This is a genomic window from Nocardioides sp. GXQ0305 (genome assembly GCF_050880345.1).
GTDB lineage: Bacteria > Actinomycetota > Actinomycetes > Propionibacteriales > Nocardioidaceae > Nocardioides.
The window spans coordinates 663,729-682,503 of the sequence record NZ_JBNYXG010000002.1; the positions used below are offsets into that span (position 1 = coordinate 663,729).

14 protein-coding genes and 4 tRNA genes are annotated in these 18,775 nt (G+C 72.5%); 11 read left to right on the top strand and 7 right to left on the bottom strand.

The window, feature by feature from the left end; translation table 11 throughout:
• The first annotated feature begins 155 nt into the window (after positions 1-155).
• From ACQ1X7_RS08195 to nhaA, 6 genes are all read left to right on the top strand, one after another.
• Positions 156-1,397 (top strand): S8 family peptidase, encoded by a 1,242-nt coding sequence (locus ACQ1X7_RS08195; protein ID WP_432477677.1) that lies wholly within the window; start codon positions 156-158, stop codon positions 1,395-1,397.
• Positions 1,398-1,659: 262 nt separating this feature from the next.
• Positions 1,660-1,941, top strand: coding sequence for a pyrophosphorylase (locus ACQ1X7_RS08200; protein ID WP_432477678.1), 282 nt, complete (start codon positions 1,660-1,662; stop codon positions 1,939-1,941).
• Positions 1,942-2,148: 207 nt separating this feature from the next.
• Positions 2,149-2,625 carry a lecithin retinol acyltransferase family protein gene (locus ACQ1X7_RS08205; protein ID WP_432477679.1) on the top strand — a complete coding sequence of 159 codons (477 nt, stop codon included), beginning with the start codon at positions 2,149-2,151 and terminating at the stop codon, positions 2,623-2,625.
• Positions 2,612-3,127, top strand: coding sequence for a GtrA family protein (locus tag ACQ1X7_RS08210; protein ID WP_432477680.1), 516 nt, complete (start codon positions 2,612-2,614; stop codon positions 3,125-3,127). The genes ACQ1X7_RS08205 and ACQ1X7_RS08210 overlap by 14 nt, the downstream gene beginning before the upstream one ends.
• Positions 3,128-3,133: 6 nt before the next feature.
• Positions 3,134-3,206 (top strand) — tRNA-Lys (locus ACQ1X7_RS08215).
• 360 nt (positions 3,207-3,566) lie between these two features.
• Positions 3,567-6,167 (top strand): Na+/H+ antiporter NhaA, encoded by a 2,601-nt coding sequence (gene nhaA / locus ACQ1X7_RS08220; protein WP_432477681.1) that lies wholly within the window; start codon positions 3,567-3,569, stop codon positions 6,165-6,167.
• A gap of 61 nt (positions 6,168-6,228) precedes the next feature.
• Here nhaA and ACQ1X7_RS08225 read toward each other — a convergent pair whose 3' ends face one another.
• Both ACQ1X7_RS08225 and ACQ1X7_RS08230 read right to left on the bottom strand, forming a co-directional pair.
• Positions 6,229-8,436 carry a glycoside hydrolase family 15 protein gene (locus tag ACQ1X7_RS08225; RefSeq protein ID WP_432477682.1) on the bottom strand — a complete coding sequence of 736 codons (2,208 nt, stop codon included), beginning with the start codon at positions 8,434-8,436 and terminating at the stop codon, positions 6,229-6,231.
• Between the two features lie 157 nt (positions 8,437-8,593).
• Positions 8,594-10,084, bottom strand: coding sequence for an NAD(P)/FAD-dependent oxidoreductase (locus ACQ1X7_RS08230; protein WP_432477683.1), 1,491 nt, complete (start codon positions 10,082-10,084; stop codon positions 8,594-8,596).
• 181 nt (positions 10,085-10,265) lie between these two features.
• On the opposite strand from ACQ1X7_RS08230, the gene ACQ1X7_RS08235 reads away from it, so the two are divergent.
• Entirely contained in the window at positions 10,266-11,159 is an 894-nt protein-coding gene (locus tag ACQ1X7_RS08235) for an ATP-binding protein (RefSeq protein ID WP_432477756.1), read from the top strand.
• Between the two features lie 23 nt (positions 11,160-11,182).
• On the opposite strand, the gene ACQ1X7_RS08240 is transcribed toward ACQ1X7_RS08235, so the two are convergent.
• Both ACQ1X7_RS08240 and ACQ1X7_RS08245 read right to left on the bottom strand, forming a co-directional pair.
• Positions 11,183-11,536: a metallopeptidase family protein gene (locus ACQ1X7_RS08240; RefSeq protein ID WP_432477684.1), complete on the bottom strand. Its 354-nt coding sequence runs from the start codon at positions 11,534-11,536 to the stop codon at positions 11,183-11,185.
• Positions 11,537-11,603: 67 nt separating this feature from the next.
• Positions 11,604-11,680: transfer RNA gene (locus tag ACQ1X7_RS08245), tRNA-Asp, on the bottom strand.
• A gap of 563 nt (positions 11,681-12,243) precedes the next feature.
• Here ACQ1X7_RS08245 and ACQ1X7_RS08250 point away from each other — a divergent pair.
• Positions 12,244-12,609, top strand: coding sequence for a DUF6766 family protein (locus ACQ1X7_RS08250; RefSeq protein ID WP_432477685.1), 366 nt, complete (start codon positions 12,244-12,246; stop codon positions 12,607-12,609).
• An 88-nt stretch (positions 12,610-12,697) separates the two neighbouring features.
• On the opposite strand, the gene ACQ1X7_RS08255 is transcribed toward ACQ1X7_RS08250, so the two are convergent.
• Positions 12,698-12,770 (bottom strand) — tRNA-Glu (locus ACQ1X7_RS08255).
• 124 nt (positions 12,771-12,894) lie between these two features.
• On the opposite strand from ACQ1X7_RS08255, the gene ACQ1X7_RS08260 reads away from it, so the two are divergent.
• From ACQ1X7_RS08260 to ACQ1X7_RS08270, 3 genes are all read left to right on the top strand, one after another.
• Positions 12,895-12,968 (top strand) — tRNA-Phe (locus ACQ1X7_RS08260).
• A 118-nt stretch (positions 12,969-13,086) separates the two neighbouring features.
• Entirely contained in the window at positions 13,087-15,864 is a 2,778-nt protein-coding gene (locus tag ACQ1X7_RS08265) for an ATP-binding protein (protein ID WP_432477686.1), read from the top strand.
• Between the two features lie 138 nt (positions 15,865-16,002).
• Positions 16,003-17,085, top strand: a complete 1,083-nt coding sequence (locus ACQ1X7_RS08270) for a Glu/Leu/Phe/Val family dehydrogenase (protein WP_432477687.1) — start codon at positions 16,003-16,005, stop codon at positions 17,083-17,085.
• 263 nt (positions 17,086-17,348) lie between these two features.
• Here the strand turns inward: ACQ1X7_RS08270 and ACQ1X7_RS08275 are convergent, their stop codons facing one another.
• Positions 17,349-17,534, bottom strand: a complete 186-nt coding sequence (locus ACQ1X7_RS08275) for a DUF3073 domain-containing protein (RefSeq protein WP_432477688.1) — start codon at positions 17,532-17,534, stop codon at positions 17,349-17,351.
• A 156-nt stretch (positions 17,535-17,690) separates the two neighbouring features.
• On the bottom strand, positions 17,691-18,764 hold the full coding sequence (gene purM / locus ACQ1X7_RS08280) for a phosphoribosylformylglycinamidine cyclo-ligase (protein ID WP_432477689.1): 1,074 nt from the start codon (positions 18,762-18,764) through the stop codon (positions 17,691-17,693).
• Positions 18,765-18,775: the final 11 nt, after the last annotated feature.

An 18,775-nucleotide genomic window follows, 5' to 3' on the forward strand; every position in this document is an offset into this window, starting at 1 on the left:
TCACGCCACCACGCCGAGACGCGACGTCCCGGCGGGGTGCAGAAACCTGCGTTGCACGGACCTGCGCCACCCCCGTGCGTGACGGCGTACGCCGTCCCTCGTTGGTCGGTGGTCAGGCCGCTCACCGGGCGGCGATCCGGACAGCGAGGATCCTCATGCGCAGAACCCTCATCGCCGCGGCAGCCGCCGCCGCCTCCGTGCTCGCGCTCGGCGCGACCGTTCTCCCGACCGGCGCCAGCGCCGCTCCGGAGAGCCCCGCGCCCGCGGGCTACATCGTCGTGCTCGACGACTCCGCCGCCGCCCGGAGCGTCGCCCAGGTGCACACCGACCGGTTCGGCCTCGACGTCGACCACGTCTACTCGGAGGCCCTCCAGGGCTACTCGGCCACCATGACGCCGGCGACCGCGGCGCTCGTCGAGGAGCTGCCCGGCGTCGACTCGGTGCAGCGCGACACCCCGGTCGCCGCGACGGCCCAGTCGACGCCCACCGGCATCGACCGGGCGGAGGCCGACGCGAGCCCGACCGCCGCGATCGACGGCGCGGACCAGCGCGTGGACGTCGACGTGGCGGTGATCGACACCGGCGTCGACCTCGACCACCCCGACCTGAACGTCAACACCTCGGGCGCCAAGAACTGCACCCTGTTCGGGATCGGCAGCGCCGACGACGACCACGGCCACGGGTCCCACGTCGCCGGCACCATCGGTGCGCTCGACGACACCACCGGCGTGGTGGGCATGGCGCCGGGTGCCCGGATCTGGCCGGTCAAGGTCCTCAACGCGGCCGGCAGCGGCACCACGGCCGACGTGATCTGCGGCATCGACTACGTCACCGCGCACGCCGACGAGATCGAGGTCGCCAACATGAGCCTCGGCGGCGGCGGCGAGGACGACGGCAACTGCGGCGCCACCAACGACGACGCCCAGCACGCCGCCATCTGTGCGGCCGTCGACGCCGGAGTGACCTTCGTGGTCGCCGCGGGCAACGACTCCGCCGACGCGGCCGAGTCGACTCCTGCGGCGTACGACGAGGTGATCACCGTCAGCGCGCTCGCCGACTTCGACGGCCGGCCGGGCGGCGGCGCCGCGTCGACCTGCCGCAGCGACCAGGACGACAGCTTCGCGGACTTCTCGAACTACGGCGCGGACGTCGACGTCATCGCGCCGGGTGTCTGCATCGACAGCACCTCGATGCGGGGTGGCTACGCCACGCTGTCCGGGACGTCGATGGCGGCACCGCACGTGGCCGGCGGCGCGGCGCTCTACCTCGCGACGCACCCCGGTGCCACGCCGGCCCAGGTGCAGGACGCCCTGCAGGCCGCGGGCTCGGCCGACTGGAACGACGCCGACGACCCGGACACCACCCGGGAACCGCTGCTGGACGTGTCGACGTACTGACCCGTCCCCTCCCGCACCGCCCGGCCCACCCTCCCTCGGGGCCGGGCGGTGCCGCGTCCGGAGGCGTCCACCGCGTTCCGGTCCAGTCCGATTTGGCCAGTTGTTACCCGCACGTGGATCTCCTGTGGAAGCATGGCGGCGACGACGGGGGTTGTCCTGCTCCGCTGACCAGGTCGGCGTGGCTCGGGGGGATTCCTCGCGTTTGTCCGGGAACAGCGACGAGGCCGACCAGCAGGTCCGGCCCGAGAGTGGGGAAACACAGATGTCTCGAGTTCTTTCGACCGAGCAGGCCAAGACCGCGATCACCCAGATGCAGGCGATCATCAACGGCGGCTTCACCGACCAGATCAGCCAGCTCGACTCCCAGGGCAAGACGCTCTCGGACCCCAACGTGTGGGACGGGCCGCTGGCCGAGAAGTTCCGCGGTGCGACGTGGCCGGAGACCCGGGCCGCGCTCGACAAGGCCAAGACCGAGCTGGAGGAGCTCCGCACCCAGCTCAACCAGATCTCGCAGAACATCATGACCGCCGGCGGAGGCGCCTGAGGAAGGCGCCCTGCGCCTGTCTCGAAGGGAGGCGCCTGAGCCCCGCACGATCTCGCCGATCCCCCGCCGCGCACCCACCCCCCAGTCCCGCGCGGCGGGGGATCGGTGTGTGCACGGGCGGTCCCGCCAGCCACGTGCTGTCCGGCGGTCCCTCGATTGCGCGCTCGTCGTACGCTGGGACGACGCACGAGAGGGGGCGGGGCCGGTATGGCGCGTGGGGACCACGTCTACGTCCGCCGCGGACGCCGGTACAGCCACCACGGCATCGACTGCGGTGACGGCACCGTCATCCACTACGTCGGCGCGCGGGGCACCGTCCGGCACGTCGCCCGGACCCCCGTCGAGGAGTTCGCCGTCGGCTCGCAGGTGCGGGTCCGCACCTACGACCAGCGGCTCGGCGCCGAGGAGGCCGTCGGCAACGCCGAGTCGCGGCTGGGCACGTCCGGCTACCACCTGGTCCGCAACAACTGCGAGCACTTCGCTGCCTGGTGCTGCACGGGACAGGCCGCGAGCAGCCAGGTGCGCCGCTGGGTGCTGGCCACCCACGGCACCGTCGCCTCACTGGTGGCCGTCCAGTCCCTCGGCGCGCACTTCGCGCTCCTCGGCACGCTCGGCGCCGGCTTCTACGCGCTCGTCGGCCCGTTGCGCCGTTCGCGCCGACGGGCGGCGGATGCCTCCGGCTAGCCACCACCGCGCCCGGGTCGTGCTGGGCGAGCTCCTCCGCTTCCTCACGGTGGGTGGGGTGGCCACGGTCGTCTCCGTCCTCGGGTTCAACGCGCTCGCCCACGGGACGCTGGTCGGCTGGGCGCCGCTGGCACACTGGCCGATCACCGCGTTCGTGCTCGCCAACGTTGTCGCCGGTCTGATCGCGTACGCCGGCATGCGGCTGTGGGCCTTCAGCGACCGGCGGGTGGAGGAGACGGTCCAGAGCCTGGTGCGGTTCTTCGTCCTCGGCGCCCTGACCATGGCGATCCCCGTCGTCTGCCTCGCCTTCAGCCGTTACGTCCTCGGCCGGTCCGACCCGCTCACCGACAACCTCTCGGCCAACGTCATCGGCCTCGGGCTCGGGACCGCCGCCCGGTTCTGGGTGTTCCGGCGCTTCGTCTTCCTGGAGCCCGGCCCGCCCCCGGAGACCGTGGCGACACCGCCCAGGTCCCCCGCTCCCGAGCCCCGACTAGAGTCCTGACCTCCCGGGCCCTTAGCTCAATTGGCAGAGCTCCGGACTTTTAATCCGTTGGTTGTGGGTTCGAGTCCCACAGGGCCTACCGACCGTCGCGGGACCCGCGCCCTCCTCGAGGGGCTGGCTCCGGGTCCGTCCGGCCGGCCTCGTGGGCCGGGGCGTCTTGCCGTCCGCCGTCTCCTGATAGCGACCGCCTGACATCGCTACCCTCACCCTCGGAGACACCACCCATGACCCACCCTGTTGGCACCGTCCCCGTCCTCGGAGGCACCGGCGGCACCGGTCGCCTCGTCGTCGAGCGCCCGCAGCGCTCCGAGGTCACGCCACGGGTCCTCAGGCCATCCCCTGAACGGGCACGTCCGCTTCGGCACCTCGGAGCCGACGCCGCCCGAGACGACGTCGCGGACGACGACCTCAGCGCCCCGTGCAGGCGTGGCGCCGACCGATGAGCGCGGACCAGAGTCAGTCCACCTCAGGCGTTCCCGGGCTCCTCTCACGGGTGGCGCCGCTGGGACAGCGCCTGCGCACGGACGCGGGCGGCGCGATCCTCTTGCTGGCCGCGACGATTCTCGCGCTGCTCTGGGCGAACTCGCCGTTCAAGGAGACCTACGAGCAGTTCTGGCACACGGAGATGGCCTTCCGCGTCGCCGGGGCGGAGCTCGCGCTCGACCTGCAGCACTGGGTCAACGACGGCCTGATGGCCTTCTTCTTCTTCGTCATCGGGCTGGAGGTCAAGCGAGAGCTGGTGCTCGGAGAGCTCGCAGACCGGAGACGGATGGCGATCCCCTCGATCGCGGCCCTGGCCGGACTCGTCGTGCCTGCCCTCGTCTATGTGCTCTTCAACCTCGGGGAGGAGAGCGCAGCCGCGTGGGGGGTCGTCATCTCGACGGACACGGCGTTCCTCATCGGTGTCCTGGCGCTGCTCGGCGCAGCGTGTCCTCCTCCGCTGCGTGTGTTCCTTCTGGCCCTCGCCATTGCCGACGACGTCGGTGCGCTCACCGTCATCGCGCTCTTCTACACCGAGGACCTGGCCCTCGTTCCCCTGACCATCGCCGTTCTCGTCGTGCTGCTGATGGTCAGCCTCCGGTGGCTCCGGGTGTGGCGCGGCCCGGCCTACCTGGTGCTCGCCGTCGTGGCCTGGGTGGCCCTGTACGAGTCGGGGGTGCACCCGACCCTTTTGGGCGTGGCCATCGCACTCGTCACGCCGGCCTACGAGGCGCGTCGCGACGAGGTCGACGACGCTGCCCGGCGTACCCGGGCCTACCTGCAGTCCCCCAACCCGGAGTTCGCGCACACCGCGCAGCTGGCCCTCCAACGGTCGGTGCCGCCCGGGGAGCGCCAGCGACGCCAGTGGGAACCCTGGACCACAGCGGTGTTCGTGCCCTTGTTCGCCCTCGCCAACGCCGGCGTGGAGCTGACGTCCGACACGTTGCGTGCCGCCGCGTTCTCCTCCATCACCCTCGGCGTCATCGCCGGCCTGGTGCTCGGCAAGTTCCTCGGCATCTCGTTGGGCGCCGGCATCGCCGTCCGCCTCCACCTGGGCAACCTCGCACCGGGTCTCACCGCCCCGGGCATCGCCGGCGGGGCGCTGCTCTCGGGCATCGGCTTCACGATCTCGCTCTTCATCGTCGACCTCGCCTTCGACGACTCCGCGTCGGCCGACCAGGCACGTGTCGGAGTGCTGGCGGCATCGGTGATCGCGGCGGGGCTCGGGTCGGCGTTCCTGCGCTGGTCGGCTCGCCGTCACCCGCTGGCGGACCGACCGGCACTGCTCGATCCTCCTGTCGACCCCTCGCGCGACCATGTGCGCGGGCCCCAGGAGGCGCCCCTGACGCTGGTGGAGTACGCCGACTTCGAGTGCCCGTTCTGCGGGCGGGCGACCGGCTCCGTGGAGGACCTGAGGGCACGCTTCGGCGACCAGCTCCGGTACGTCTACCGGCACGCACCCCTCGTGGACCTCCATCCGCACGCCCAGCTCGCCGCCGAGGCGACCGAGGCCGCCGGTGCCCAGGGCCGCTTCTGGGAGATGCACGATCGGCTCTTCGCCGCCCAGGACCGGCTGTCCGGCGCGGATCTCCTCGACCATGCTGCCGCGCTGGGCCTGGACGTCTCACGCTTCACCAGGGATCTCGGGTCGGGTCGCTACCGGCGCCACGTGGAGCACGACGTGCAGTCCGCCGAGGCAAGCGGGGTCGCGGGGACCCCGACGTTCTTCGTCAACGGGAGTCGGCACCGGGGCCCCACCGATGCCGACACCCTGGCGCGGGCGCTCGTGGCGAGCGCCGGCGCGGACTCGTTCGTGAGCCTCACGTCCGACGGGAACGAGGTGGGGGCGGCGGTCCCCCAGCTGGCCGCGGTCACAGCGGCGGACATGCCGGACATCCCGGAGTCGGAGCCGGAGACACCGTCGCGCGGTGGGGACCACCCGCGCCTGGACGACGACCAGCTCACGCTCCTGGGGCGGTTCGGGACGCGCCGGAGCGTCGGTCGCGGGGACACCCTCTACCAGGCCGGAGACGCGCACTACGACTTCCACGTCGTCCTCTCCGGAGCCGTCGCGGTGGTCGGCCGCTTTCCCGGGAGGCCAGAGCCGCTCTTCCGGGTGCACGGCCCACGGCGGTTCCTGGGCGAGCTCGACCTCTTCGATCACCAGGAGGTGGTGCGGACCGCGATGGTGGTTCGCGCCGGGGAGGTCCTCCGGCTCACGCTCGACGAGCTGCAGTCCGCCTTCTCCCTCGACAGCGGTCTGCGCGACCTGGTCGTCCGGGCGTTCCTCGCCCGTCGCGCCATGCGATTCGAGCTGGCGGCTGACATGCGCATCGTCGGTCGAGCCGCCTCGCCGGAGGTCCGGCGACTCCAGTCCTACGCCGACGCCCACCGGCTCACCAGCGTGGTCATGGATCCCGAGAACGATGACGACGGCCACCCGTTCCACGACCTGGCGGGAGTGGGGCCGGAGGACCTGCCCGTCGTGGTGACCAGGGCAGGTGTCGTACTGCATCGCCCCGACGACGCCGAGCTGGACGAGGTGTTCGCCGCCCGGTGACGGCTCGCAGGCGGGGGCCGGTACCCACTCCGTCGTCTGCCCGCTCTCGGGCCGGAGCTGCCTACCGGGTGCCTGCCGCTACGCCTCGGTAGCGGTCGGCGACGACGTCCTGCTGGTCGACCGGGCTGCCCTGCTCGATCGTCCACGCGAGGCGCACGAGGCCGGCGTGCGACCAGACCAGCGGGGTCGCGGCGCGGGTGCCCTCGCCGGCGGGGCAGCAGCTCTCCCCCGTCGGGGGCCGGCCGTCCCACACCTGCTCGGAGATCATGTCGCTCTCCCCCGCGGCGGCCGCCATCGTCGCGAGGTACGGCGCGCCCTCGTCGCCGGCCGTCACGGCGTACTCACCGCGCTCGCCGGTGAGCAGCGGCCAGCCACGGCCGAGCGTGGTGTTCGCGCCGGGGTCGGTGATCTCCCACTGCCCGCCGTCGCGGGTCTCGCCGTAGCCGTCGTGGCTGAACCGGCGCCAGAACTGGCCGTTCGGCGTCGTGAAGCCGAGCTCGTCGTCGATCACCGGGAGCGTCGAGACGACCTCGGGGTCGTCGGGCGCGGTGATCCCGTAGCGCACCAGGTCGAGGAAGCTCGGGTCGACGACCTCGCGCTGGTCGATCGACTCGGGGCCGCCGTCACCCATGGGGTAGGGGCTGGCGGTGTCCGGCCTGCCGTTCTTGGTGAGCCGCAGGAAGTAGGGGTCCTCCGACAGCGGGCCGTTCGTGGTGACCGTCCAGCCCTCGACCTTGCGCTGCCAGCGGTCGGCCTTCTCCAGCCAAGTGCGCGCGAGCGCCCGGTGGCCCCGGTCGCGCGCCATGTCGGCCGCGACGACCAGCCCCGAGATCTGGGCGGCGATGGAGTTGGGCGAGTAGCCCGACTGGTTCTCCCAGCGCTCCTGCGGCGAGTACGGCGCGCGCCGACCGGTCTCCTCGTCCCGGAACCCGACGAGGAACTCGGCCGCCTTCCGCACGCCGCGCCAGGTGCGGCCGTCGTCCTTGCCCACGAGGCCCGCCAGCACGATCGGCAGCGCCACCTCGTCGAGCTGGAGCTCGCCCCACACGGGCGTCCCCTCGACGTCGGAGTTCTGCGGGAACGACCCGTCCGGCTTCTGCTGCACCCCGAACAGCCAGTCGACGGTACGACGGGCCGCGGCCCGGTCGCCCATCGCCCACAGCGCGGTGCCGAACTGGTAGGAGTCGCGGGACCAGACCAGGTGGTAGGCGCCCGACGGCGACGAGAGCCCCTCGACCTCGTCACCCCACACCCAGGGGGCGGAGGGCGAGGCGACCAGGGCGCCGGGGTTGAGCTTGTCCTCGGCGGCGGCGAGCACCAGGGCGGACGCGAGGTACTGGTCCGCCACGCCGGCCGCGCTCGCAGGAACGTCCGCGAGCCGGTCGAGGTAGCCGTGCCAGCCGGCGTCGTACGCCTCCTGGGTCGCGGTCCAGCCGTCCGCGCGTGTCGCCCGCGCGTGGTCGACGGCCGACGGCACCTCGCGGCCGAGCCCGAGCGAGAGCGTCGCCTCCTGCGCCCCCGGCTGCCCGGTGACGCCGCCGAGGCGTCCGAGCTGGACGACGTTGCCCGGGCCGGCCGCGTCCCGGCGGCGGCCGAGCTCGTGGTCGTCGGCCAGGTCGCGCCACGGGTCGCTGTCGGTCCCGGCGAGGCCGTTGCTGCGGGCGCCGAGCCGCGGCTCGGTCACCAGCGACGAGGCGACGCTGCCGTCGCTCGCCACCAGGCGACGGCCGCGGCTGCGCGCACGGTCGTCCATGCCGTCGTTGGTGAGGGCGGGGTCGTGCAGCGCCCACAACTGGTAGGAGCCGCCGTCGAGCGACTCCAGCCGCACCCGCACCGTCACGCTGTCGTGGTCCGGCGAGGTGACGTACTCCTCGGTGAGCCGGTAGCGACCGTCCGGATCGGTGTTGACCTGGGTGAACCGCAGGCTCCGCGGGTCGGGACGCTCGACCGTGGACTCGGTGTGCCGCGAGGTGCGGTCGGTGAAGGTCTCGCCGTCGGTCACCACGAGCTCGAGGCTGCGCACGCTCGGCGTGGAGAGGTCGGGGTAGAAGACCTCGCTCATCCGGCCGTCCTGCAGCGTGAACCACACGTTGCTGGAGCGGTCGCGGGCGGTGCCGAACCCGGTCTTGTCGGCCTCCGTCCAGGTCGACTTCGTCCCCCGGTCGCCGGGTCTGGCGGCGGCCTCACTCCCGGACGCGGTCTGGGTCGACAGGACGAGGAGGCCGGTGACGGCGAGGGCCGTCACCCCCGAGAGGAGCCGAGAGGTCATCCGGGCACCGTAGCAACGTGCTCCGGCAGGCGGCACCCGAGACGGCCCCCCGGGCGCCCGGGGGGCCTGTGCCGGTGACCGCTCGACCTCGGTCCCCGGCGGGATCATCGTCCTCGCCGGAAGCCCGGTCGGCCACGGATTTACGCGGCGTACGGCGTCAGCGCTGGTCGGAGGGAACGCCCCGGACGCCGGCGTCGGTGAGCCGGGCCTCCTCCAGCGCCCGCGCCTCGAGCTCGGCGCGCCGGGTCTGCTCGATCATCTCCCGGGCCTCGTCGTAGGCGCCGGGGCGGGAGACCAGGTCGGCGGCCCCGCCCTGCAGCCGCGCCAGCGCCGATCGCGCGAAGATCTGCTGCTCCGTGGTCGTGCGCTCCGACCGGCCGCGGCCGACGAAGGAGATCACCCAGTGCAGGAAGGCGGTGACCCGGCTCTTGAAGCCGGTGATGTAGATCAGGTGCAGCGCCAGCCACATCAGCCACGCGACGACCCCGGTGAGCCGCAGCTTCCCGATCATCGCCACCGCCCGGAACCGGCTGATGATCGCCATCGAGCCCTTGTCGAAGTAGTGGAACGGCGGCTGTGGCGGCCGCCCCCGCAGCCGGCCGTCGATCTCCTTGGCGGCGTACTTCGCGCCCTGGATCGCCACCTGCGCGACGCCGGGGAGGTTGTCGAGGGCGATCATGTCGCCGACCACGAACACCTCCGGGTGGCCGGGCAGGGTCAGGTCCGGGTTGACGCCGATCCGCCCGGCCCGGTCCAGCGGCGCGCCGGTCTGCTCGGACAGCGTCCGGCCCAGCGCGCTGGCCTGCACGCCGGCGGCCCAGATCTTGGTGACGGCGTCGATCCGCTCGACCCGGCCGGCCTTGAACTTCATCTCGATGCCGCGCTCGTCGACGTCGGTCACCATCGCACCGAGGATGACCTCGACCCCGAGCTTCTCGAGCTCCTGCTTGGTCTTCTCCCCCAGCTTGTGGCCGAACGGCGGCAGCACCTGCGGGGCGGCGTCGAGCAGGATCACCCGGGCGTGCTGGCTGCGGATGGCGCGGAAGTCGCGGCGCAACGTCCGCCGCGACAGCTCGGCGATCTGCCCGGCCATCTCGACCCCGGTCGGCCCGGCCCCGACCACGACGAAGGTGAGGTGGTGGTCGACCTCGTCGCCGCGGGACGCGCCCAGCTCGGCCATCTCGAAGGCGCCGAAGATCCGTCCACGCAGCTCCAGCGCGTCGTCGATGGTCTTCATGCCGGGGGCGAACTCCGAGAAGTGGTCGTTGCCGAAGTAGGACTGGGTCGCCCCGGCCGCCACGACGAGGGAGTCGTACGGCGTCACCGTGTGCCGGCCCAGCACCGTCGAGGTGACCTCGCGCCGGGCGAGGTCGATCCCGGTCACCTCGCCGAGCAGCACCTGGGCGTTCTGCTGGCGGCTGAGCACCTCGCGGGTCGGGGGTGCGATCTCGCCCTCGGAGAGGATGCCGGTGGCGACCTGGTAGAGCAGGGGCTGGAACAGGTGGTGGGTCGTCTTGGCGATCATCGTCACGTCGACGTCGGAGCGGTGGAGCGCCTTGGCGCCGAACAGGCCGCCGAAGCCGGAGCCCACCACCACCACGCGGTGACGTCGGGGGGCGGCGGGGACGGTGTCGGGGGCGGCGTCCATGAGTCCATTGTCCCGCCTCGTGCCCGCTCACGAAACCGTGGCGCCGGTCGGCTTCCTCACACCGCGTGGGGCTCGTGTGTCGTAAGTTGGGGCCCATGTCCGACCCCCGACGTGCGCGGGTCAGCGCTCTGTCGTGCTGCTCGAGGGGTGGCCTGTGCCCCTGAACAGGCCGGCACTGTCGGTGCCCTCGGTCCCCCACAGCGTGCAACAGGCTCGCCGGTGGGTGATCGACGCGATCGAGGACATCGGTCGACCCGAGCTGGTCGACACCGCCGAGCTCGGCGTCTCCGAGCTGGTGACGAACGCCGTCCTGCACGCCACGGACCCGATCTCGGTCCGGGTCCGCGGCACCCAGGAGCACCCGCGGGTCGAGGTGCGCGACGGCTCGACGGAGCCCCCGGTGATGCCCGCGGACCTCACCGCCAGCCTGCCGCCCGACGAGGGCGAGCTGCTGCTGACCTTCGGCCGCGGCCTGGACATCGTCGCCCGCTGCGCCGACGCCTGGGGCGCGGAGATCGAGGACAGCGGCAAGGTGATGTGGTTCGCTCCTGCGGCCACGCCCCGCGACGAGGGCGTTCCCGGCTCCGTCACGGGCCTTCCGGAGCCACCGGCCCGGGCCACCCGGGACACGGTCCTGGTCAAGCTCCTGGGAGCCCCGATCCGCGCGCTCGCCGAGTTCGAGGCCCACTACCGCGAGCTGCGCCGCGAGGTCAGGCTCCTGGCACTGGCCCACGAGGACAAGTACCCGATCGCGAAGTCGCTCGCCGACCTGTTCGGGTCGCTGCAGCGCGAGGTCCAGGAGGGCCTGGACGCCGAACAGCTGCGCAAGGCCCGCCAGGACGGACAGGAGGCGGTCGACCTGGTCGTCCCCGTCTCCCCCGCCCAGGCCGAGACCATGGGCAGGTTCGTGGAGCTGCTCGACTTCGCCGACGACTTCTGCCGCCAGCAGCAGCTGCTCGCGCTGGCGCGCACCCCGCCGCAGGTGCTGTTCCAGACCTGGTTCTTCACCGAGTTCGAGCGTCAGGGCTCCGGCCGCAGCGCCCGCCCCTGGGAGGCCGTCGCCAGCTCGGTGTGAGCTGACACCGCCGGGCGGGGGCCCTAGGCGTAGCCGAGCTCGTGGAGCCGGTCGTCGTCGATCCCGAAGTGGTGGGCCACCTCGTGGACGACGGTGATCCGGACCTCGTCGGCGAGCTGCTCCTCGTCGTCGCAGAACGCGAGCAGGGGGCGCCGGTACACGAAGATCCGGTCGGGCAGCTCGAGGGTCGGCTCGCCGTACCGCTCGGTCAGCGCGATCCCCTCGTAGAGCCCGAGCAGGTCGGGGTCGTCCGACGGGGCGTCGTCCTCGACGAGCACCACGACGTTGCGGATCAGGTCGGCGATCTCCCCGGGGATCCCGTCGAGCGCGGCATCGACGAGCCGCTCGAACTCCTCCCGCCCCATCTCCACCGGCACAGCGCCAGCGTAGTGACCGGCCCCGAACGACGAGCGCCCGCGGACCGTGACGGTCCGCGGGCGCTGGTGGCGACCCCGACGGGACTCGAACCCGCGGCCTCCGCCGTGACAGGGCGGCGCGCTAACCAACTGCGCTACGGGGCCTCGATGTGCACCAGGTGCGGCCTCCCCGGAGGGAAGCGGTGCGACTCTAACCTACCCGCGGCACCGGCTCCCAATCGAGGCGAGGGCGGCGCCGCCGGAGCACCCCGGCAGGATGCGAACGCGCGTGTCGACGCGCGCTGAACACCCGCTCATCACGTGATCGCGGGTCGCTGGTGGGCGCTGCTGTGAGCCCGGACGACCTGAGCGGCCCCCAAACTTCATCACTTCGGATGAGGTTGCCGTCTCTCGCGCTGGGCACCGAGGTGGTGCGCCAGACGGGGTCCTGTGTCCTCACGCACGACACGGGGTCTGGTCTGGTCTCGGGGGGTGATCCCGTCGGTCGGGGGGCGGCGGGGCCGACCACGCCGGCCGCCCGTTCTGGAACGGCCGCAGGTACGACGAAAGGCCCCCAGCTGAACCTGTGGGGTGGTCAGCTGGGGGCCGTCGTCGTCCGGCTTCGTCCCTGCAGGATCGCGGCCTCCGGAGGACGGGTTACGCTCGTGTGGCGCGCGGCTGGTCAGGTCACGCTCCTGCACAGGCCGTGCTGGAGGGTGGTGGTACAGGTGAAACACTTCCGCCGATGGGGTGCCGTCTACCTGCTCCTCATCCTGTTCCTCGGCTCCTGGCTGGGGCAGTTCTTCACTCAGCTGATGCAGTTCCGCAGTGAGCAGCAGACCCACGGGGAGCCTTTCGTGTGGGCTGACTTCTGGGCTCACTTCCTCGCCAGCACCTTCGAGAACTGGCAGAGCGAGTGGTTCCAGCTGATCTTCCAGGCGATCCTGCTGCTGGGCGCGAAGCACTGGCTCTTCCAGGCCGACGCCGAGGACCTGGAGAGGATGGAGAAGAAGGTCGACGCCATCGCCGAGCGCCTGGGTCTGGATCCCGACGAGGCAGTGGAGCCGGACCCGGTCCGAGAGAAGAAGGTCTGAGCGAGGAGACCCCGCGACAGCACCCCCAACGGGATGCGAACCCGTGCTACCGCCGTGCAGCGGAGCGCGGGGTCCGACCCCGCGACAGCACCCCCAACGGGATTCGAACCCGTGCTACCGCCGTGAAAGGGCGGGGTCCTGGGCCGCTAGACGATGGGGGCCGGACTGCCCGGACAGCATAGGGCGACCGGTCTCGGGCGTCCCAATCCGACGGCTCCCCGAATAGGAGGCGCCGGAACCGCTCGGGTATGGTTCCCCTCGCTGTCCGCCCGGCGGGCCGCACCCGGCCAGGTAGCTCAGTTGGTACGAGCGTCCGACTGAAAATCGGAAGGTCGGCGGTTCGACCCCGCCCCTGGCCACCGCAACGCGACCCCAGGGCCGTACCCGTCAGGGTGCGGCCCTGAACTGTCCCGGACCACGCCCGACCCGCACCGTCGAGTCGCTGCGGTCAGCGGTCGCACGAGGGATGATGGACCCATGATCTCGGACCCGAGGCTGTTCCGGTACCTGGCCGAGGCCGGTACCGATGGTCTCTGGCTGCTGGACGGCGAGGGACGCACCATCTGGGCCAACCCCCAGATGGCGCGCCTCCTCGGCCGGACGCCCGAGGACATGGACGCCCTCTCCGCCTACGACGTCCACGACGAGACCGGCAAGGCCCAGTTCGCGGCCCACCTGGCCGAGGCCCGCGCCGGCGCCCCCGGTCACGACGACCTCGAGACCATGTACGTGCGCGCCGACGGCCGGCCGATCTGGCTGCTGGCCAGCTGGCGACCGGTCTTCGACGACGACGGCGAGGTGGTTGGCTACCTGCACCGGTTCAACGACTACACGGAGCGGCACGAGCTGCTCGACGCGCTCCGTGACCGGGAGCGCTCCCTCGCCGAGGCGCAGTCGATCGCCAACATCGGCAGCTGGTCGTGGGACGTGGCCGACGATCGGGTCGCGTGGTCGGAGCAGCTGCACCGGATGTTCGGGGTGCCGCAGGAGGAGTTCGGCGGCGACTACGAGACGTTCATCGGGATGATCCACCCGGACGACCGGGACGGCGTCCAGGCCTCGATCGGCAGCGTCTTCGAGGGCGCCGACGAGTTCGAGTGGAGCGGCCGGATCGTCCGGGGCGACGGGGAGGTCCGCTGGTGCCGCGGGCTGGGCCGGGCCGAGCGCGACGCCGACGGTCGGCTGCTGCGGATGACCGGTACCGGCCAGGACGTCACCGAGAAGGTGCTCGCCGACCACGAGATCCGCGAGGCCACCCGGCGGCTCGCGCTGCTCCGCCAGGTCGCCGTGGTCGCCAACCAGTCCACCGGCCTCGTGGAGACCCTGCTGCGGGCGGCCGAGGCGGTGAGCACCACCCCCGGGTGGGACGCGTTGTGCGCCTTCCTCCCCGAGCACGACGACTCCGGCCTGGTCCCGCTGGTGCTCACCCGCGACGAGCCGCCGCTCGGGGTCGTCGCCGATCCCGGGCTGGCGGCCGAGTGCCACCGCACCGGCGAGGTCCTGGTCGCTCCGGCACCCGGCCACGAGGAGAGCCACTGCCTGGTGGCGCTCCCCATCGCGCACCGGGCGGGGGTGGCGTGCGTGGTGGTGGTGCTGGCCGACGAGGTGCCGCCGGACGCCAACTCCCGCGACATGATCGAGCAGATCGCGGCGATCCTCGGCCAGGTGGCCGAGCGGGAACGGTCAGCGGTCGAGCTGGCCGAGGCCCGCGACCAGGCGATGGAGGCGTCGCGGATGAAGTCGCAGTTCCTCGCGACCATGAGCCACGAGATCCGGACGCCGATGAACGGCGTCCTCGGCCTCACCGACCTGCTGATGCGCACCGAGCTCGACGAGGAGCAGCGCGCCCTGGCCGGCGCCCTCCACGGCGCGGGAACGACGCTCCGGGGGATCATCAGCGACATCCTGGACCTGTCCAAGATCGAGGCCGGGAAGCTGGAGCTCGAGCTGGTCGACTTCAGCGTCCGCAGCGTGCTCGAGCAGACGGTCCCGCTGTTCGCCGGCCAGGCCACGGAGAAGGGGCTCTCGCTCACCACCGAGGTCGCGGACGACGTACCGACCTACCTGCGGGGCGACTCGACCCGGCTGGGTCAGGTGATCGCCAACCTCGGCTCGAACGCGGTGAAGTTCACCGACTCCGGCGAGGTGCGGATCGTCGTGGAGGTGCTGGCCGAGGACGCCGGCCACACCGAGCTCGTCGTCACGGTCGCCGACACCGGACCGGGCATCCCTCGGGACGCGCAGCAGCGGCTGTTCGACGCCTTCCACCAGGTCGACCCGTCGACCACCCGGCGCCACGGAGGGACCGGGCTCGGACTCACCATCGCCCGACAGCTGGTCGCGGCGATGGACGGCCGGATCACGGTGGACAGCGAGCCAGGCCGCGGCAGCACGTTCCGGTTCAGCGCCCGCTTCGCCCGCGCCGCCGGTGACCCGGGCCGCGCCGTCCGGCCGGCCACGGGATCGCCCCCGACCAGGCCGTCCCGACCCCGGGTGCTGGTGGTCGAGGACAACCAGGTCAACCAGATGGTCGCGGTCGGCATGCTCGAGCACGCCGGGTACGACGCCACGGTGGCCGCCGACGGCGTGGAGGCGGTCGACGCCCTCGCCGACGGCCACGAGTTCGCCGCGGTGCTCATGGACTGCCGGATGCCCCGGATGGACGGCTTCGCCGCGACCCGGGCCATCCGGTCCCAGGAGGCGCCGGGCCAGCGGGTGCCGATCATCGCGATGACCGCGTCCGCCCTCGAGGGGGAGCGCGAGCGCTGCCTCGACTCGGGCATGGACGACTTCCTCACCAAGCCGGTCGACTCGACCCGGGTGGAGCGGGTGCTCCACCAGTGGATCGCCGTCGCCGACCCCCCGGCCGGCGACGGTACCGAGGTGCCCGAGGAGACCGTTCCCGACGTCGTCGACGTCGAGCGGTTCGACATGCTGCACTCGATGGTCAAGGAGGGCGTCAGCCTCTTCCAGCGCAGCTCGGGCAACTTCATCGCCCACGCGCACGACCACCTCACGGCGATCCGGGCCGCCGTGGACGACGCCGACGCCGAAGCCCTCAGCGCGACCGCCCACAAGCTCAAGGGCAGCGCCCTCAACCTCGGACTGCCGCGGGTCGGGCACGCCGCCGCCGAGCTCGAGGAGCAGGGACGGGCCGGTCGGCTGGAGGTCTCGCAGGCGGCGTACGCCGACCTCGCCCTGGAGATGGAGCAGGCACTCGTGGCGCTCGCCGACGCCCGCGCCAGCCGCGCCTGACCGCTCCTCCCACCACCGGCCGTGCCGGCTTCGAGGAGGGTCCCGGCACGGCTACGCTTTCCCCACGGGACGCGCCACCCCTGTGTCCCCGTCCGCACCCGCCACCACCCACGTGGCCCCGCGACAGGAAGTGGTTCCATGCCCAGCACCCCGGTCGACGTCTTCGAGCTCGGCGCCGAGCACGAGCAGGTCGTGTTCGCCAACGACCCGGCCTCCGGTCTCCGCGCGATCATCGCGATCCACTCCACCGCCCTCGGCCCCGGCCTCGGCGGCACCCGGTTCTACCCCTACGCCTCGACCGACGACGCGCTGCGCGACGTGCTCAACCTCTCGCGGGGCATGTCCTACAAGGCCGCGCTGGCCGGCCTCGACCTCGGCGGCGGCAAGGCCGTGATCATCGGAGACCCGGCCACCCAGAAGACGGAGGCGCTGCTCCGGGCGTACGGCCGGTTCGTGCAGTCGCTCAACGGGCGCTACTACACCGCCTGCGACGTCGGGACGTTCTCGGAGGACATGGACCACGTCGCGCGGGAGTGCTCCTTCGTCACCGGCCGCACCGTCGCCCACGGGGGCGCCGGCGACAGCTCGGTCCTCACGGCGTACGGCGTGTTCCAGGGCATGCGCGCCGCCGCCGAGGTCGCCTGGGGCGCCCCGACGCTGGCCGGCCGCACCGTCGGCGTCGCCGGCGTCGGCAAGGTCGGCCACCACCTGGTCCGCCACCTCGTCGACGACGGAGCAGCGGTCGTGGTGACCGACCCGGCCCAGCCGTCGATCGACCGGGTGCTGCGCGAGTTCCCGCAGGTCCGCGTGGCCGCCGACACCACCGCGCTCGTCGCCGAGGAGCTCGACGTCTACGCCCCCTGCGCGCTCGGTGGCGCGCTCACCGACGAGGTCGTCGAGACGCTGTCGGCCAAGATCGTGTGCGGGGCCGCCAACAACCAGCTGGCCCATCCGGGTGTCGAGAAGGTGCTGGAGGAGCACGGGATCCTCTACGCCCCCGACTACTGCGTCAACAGCGGTGGGCTGATCCAGGTCGCCGACGAGCTCGAGGGGTTCTCGTTCGAGCGCGCCCAGCAGCGGGCGGGCGGGATCTTCGAGACCACGCGTGCGGTCTTCGAGCTGGCGTCGCGTGAGCAGGTCCCGCCCGCGGTCGCCGCCGACCGGCTGGCCGAGCAGCGGATGCGCGACGTCGGCCGCCTCCGCGGCATCCACCTTCGGTGAACAGCGGCGTGCGAGGAACGAGCGCGCCGCGTGTGGTTCAGCGAGGTTGAGCATGCGCAGCGACCGAGCTGGCGAGGTCGCGAAGCGCGTCGAAACCCGGTGAGCGGAGCACGCCCCGGACGTCGCAACCACAGTCTCGGGGTCTCGAGGCTCGGCCGTGACCGGCCTCGCACCTCAACCTCCGGAGCGGCGGGCCTCCGCGCGGCAGGGCACAGTCGCACAGCGGCGACAGCCGCCGACCGAGACCCCGAGTGGGAGGTGGGTCAGGTCCGGTCGCGCTCGGCGTAGTCCGACCACTCGTCGTGGTCGTCACCGCCGTCGGGGCTCTCGGCCCCGTCCTGCTCGCCGTGCAGCTCTCGTGCCAGCGCCCCGAAGTCCGTCTCGTGAGTGCGGTACTTCAGGTCGCGAGCGACCTTCGTCTGCTTCGCCTTCGCTCGGCCGCGCCCCATAGGGTCAGCCCCCTCGCACACTGGGCCGGGTCACCGGTGGGCCGCACCGTGACTCCGGTCTGATCGGTCTATGTCGTGGGGGCAACGCTACCCGGTGGGTGGCTGTTCCCGCACACCCCCGCTCCGAGACGTGACCGGTTCCTCACGCGGACCTGCTCACCAGCCGGCGTAGGAGCCCGTGAGCCGCACCTGGCCCGTGCCGTGGGCGACCTCGCCGGCCACCCAGGCACGCACGTCGTGGTCGGCAAGCACCGCGAGCGCCCGGTCGACGTCGACGGGCGGCACCAGCGCGACCATGCCGACGCCGCAGTTGAGGGTCTGCTCGAGCTGCTCCAGTGGTACGTCGCCCACCCGGCGCACCAGGTCGAAGACCGGGTGGGGGGTCCAGGTGCCGCGCTCGACGGTGGCGTCCAGCTCGACCGGCATCACCCGCTGCAGGTTGGCCGCGAGCCCACCCCCGGTGACGTGGGACATGGCGTGGGTGTCGGTGGCCGCGGCCAGCGCCAGGCACGCCCGGGCGTAGACGCGGGTCGGCTCGAGGAGCTCCTCGCCGAGCGTGCGTCCGAGGTCGTCGACGTGCCGGTCGAGCTCCCAGCCGGCGCCGGCCAGCAGCACGTGGCGGACCAGGGAGTAGCCGTTGGAGTGCAGCCCGCTGGCCTGCATCGCGACGACCGCGTCACCCGGCCGGACCCGCCCGGGGCCGAGCAGCCGGTCGGCCTCGACCACACCTGTGGTCGACCCGGCGACGTCGTACTCGTCGGGGCCGAGCAGGCCGGGGTGCTCGGCCGTCTCGCCGCCGATCAGGGCACAGCCCGCCTCGACGCACGCCTCGGCGATGCCCTCGACGATGGCGGCGATCCGCTCGGGGACGACCCGCCCGGTCGCGATGTAGTCGGTGAGGAAGAGCGGTTCGGCCCCGCACACCACGAGGTCGTCGACGAGCATGCCGACCAGGTCGAAGCCGATCGTGTCGTGCTTGTCGAGCGCCTGCGCGATCGCGACCTTGGTGCCGACGCCGTCGGCGGAGCTGGCCAGCAGCGGCCGCTCGTAGGTCTTGAGCGCGGACGCGTCGAACAGTCCCGCGAAGCCGCCGATGCCGCCGATCATCTCGGGTCGGCGCGCCTTCTCGACCCAGCCCTTCATCAGCTCGACGGCCTTGTCGCCGGCCTCGATCGAGACACCCGCCTCCTCGTACGCGGTGCCGGAGGAGGGAGTGCGGTCGTCGGTCACGGGTCCTCCGG

Coding starts and splice junctions, on each gene's coding strand:
- ACQ1X7_RS08265 (WP_432477686.1), top strand. CDS start 13,087: ATGATCTCGGACCCGAGGCTGTTCCGGTACCTGGCCGAGGCCGGTACC.
- ACQ1X7_RS08210 (WP_432477680.1), top strand. CDS start 2,612: ATGCCTCCGGCTAGCCACCACCGCGCCCGGGTCGTGCTGGGCGAGCTC.
- ACQ1X7_RS08230 (WP_432477683.1), bottom strand. CDS start 10,084: ATGGACGCCGCCCCCGACACCGTCCCCGCCGCCCCCCGACGTCACCGC.
- ACQ1X7_RS08205 (WP_432477679.1), top strand. CDS start 2,149: ATGGCGCGTGGGGACCACGTCTACGTCCGCCGCGGACGCCGGTACAGC.
- ACQ1X7_RS08225 (WP_432477682.1), bottom strand. CDS start 8,436: ATGACCTCTCGGCTCCTCTCGGGGGTGACGGCCCTCGCCGTCACCGGC.
- ACQ1X7_RS08270 (WP_432477687.1), top strand. CDS start 16,003: ATGCCCAGCACCCCGGTCGACGTCTTCGAGCTCGGCGCCGAGCACGAG.
- nhaA (WP_432477681.1), top strand. CDS start 3,567: ATGAGCGCGGACCAGAGTCAGTCCACCTCAGGCGTTCCCGGGCTCCTC.
- ACQ1X7_RS08200 (WP_432477678.1), top strand. CDS start 1,660: ATGTCTCGAGTTCTTTCGACCGAGCAGGCCAAGACCGCGATCACCCAG.
- ACQ1X7_RS08195 (WP_432477677.1), top strand. CDS start 156: ATGCGCAGAACCCTCATCGCCGCGGCAGCCGCCGCCGCCTCCGTGCTC.
- ACQ1X7_RS08275 (WP_432477688.1), bottom strand. CDS start 17,534: ATGGGGCGCGGCCGAGCGAAGGCGAAGCAGACGAAGGTCGCTCGCGAC.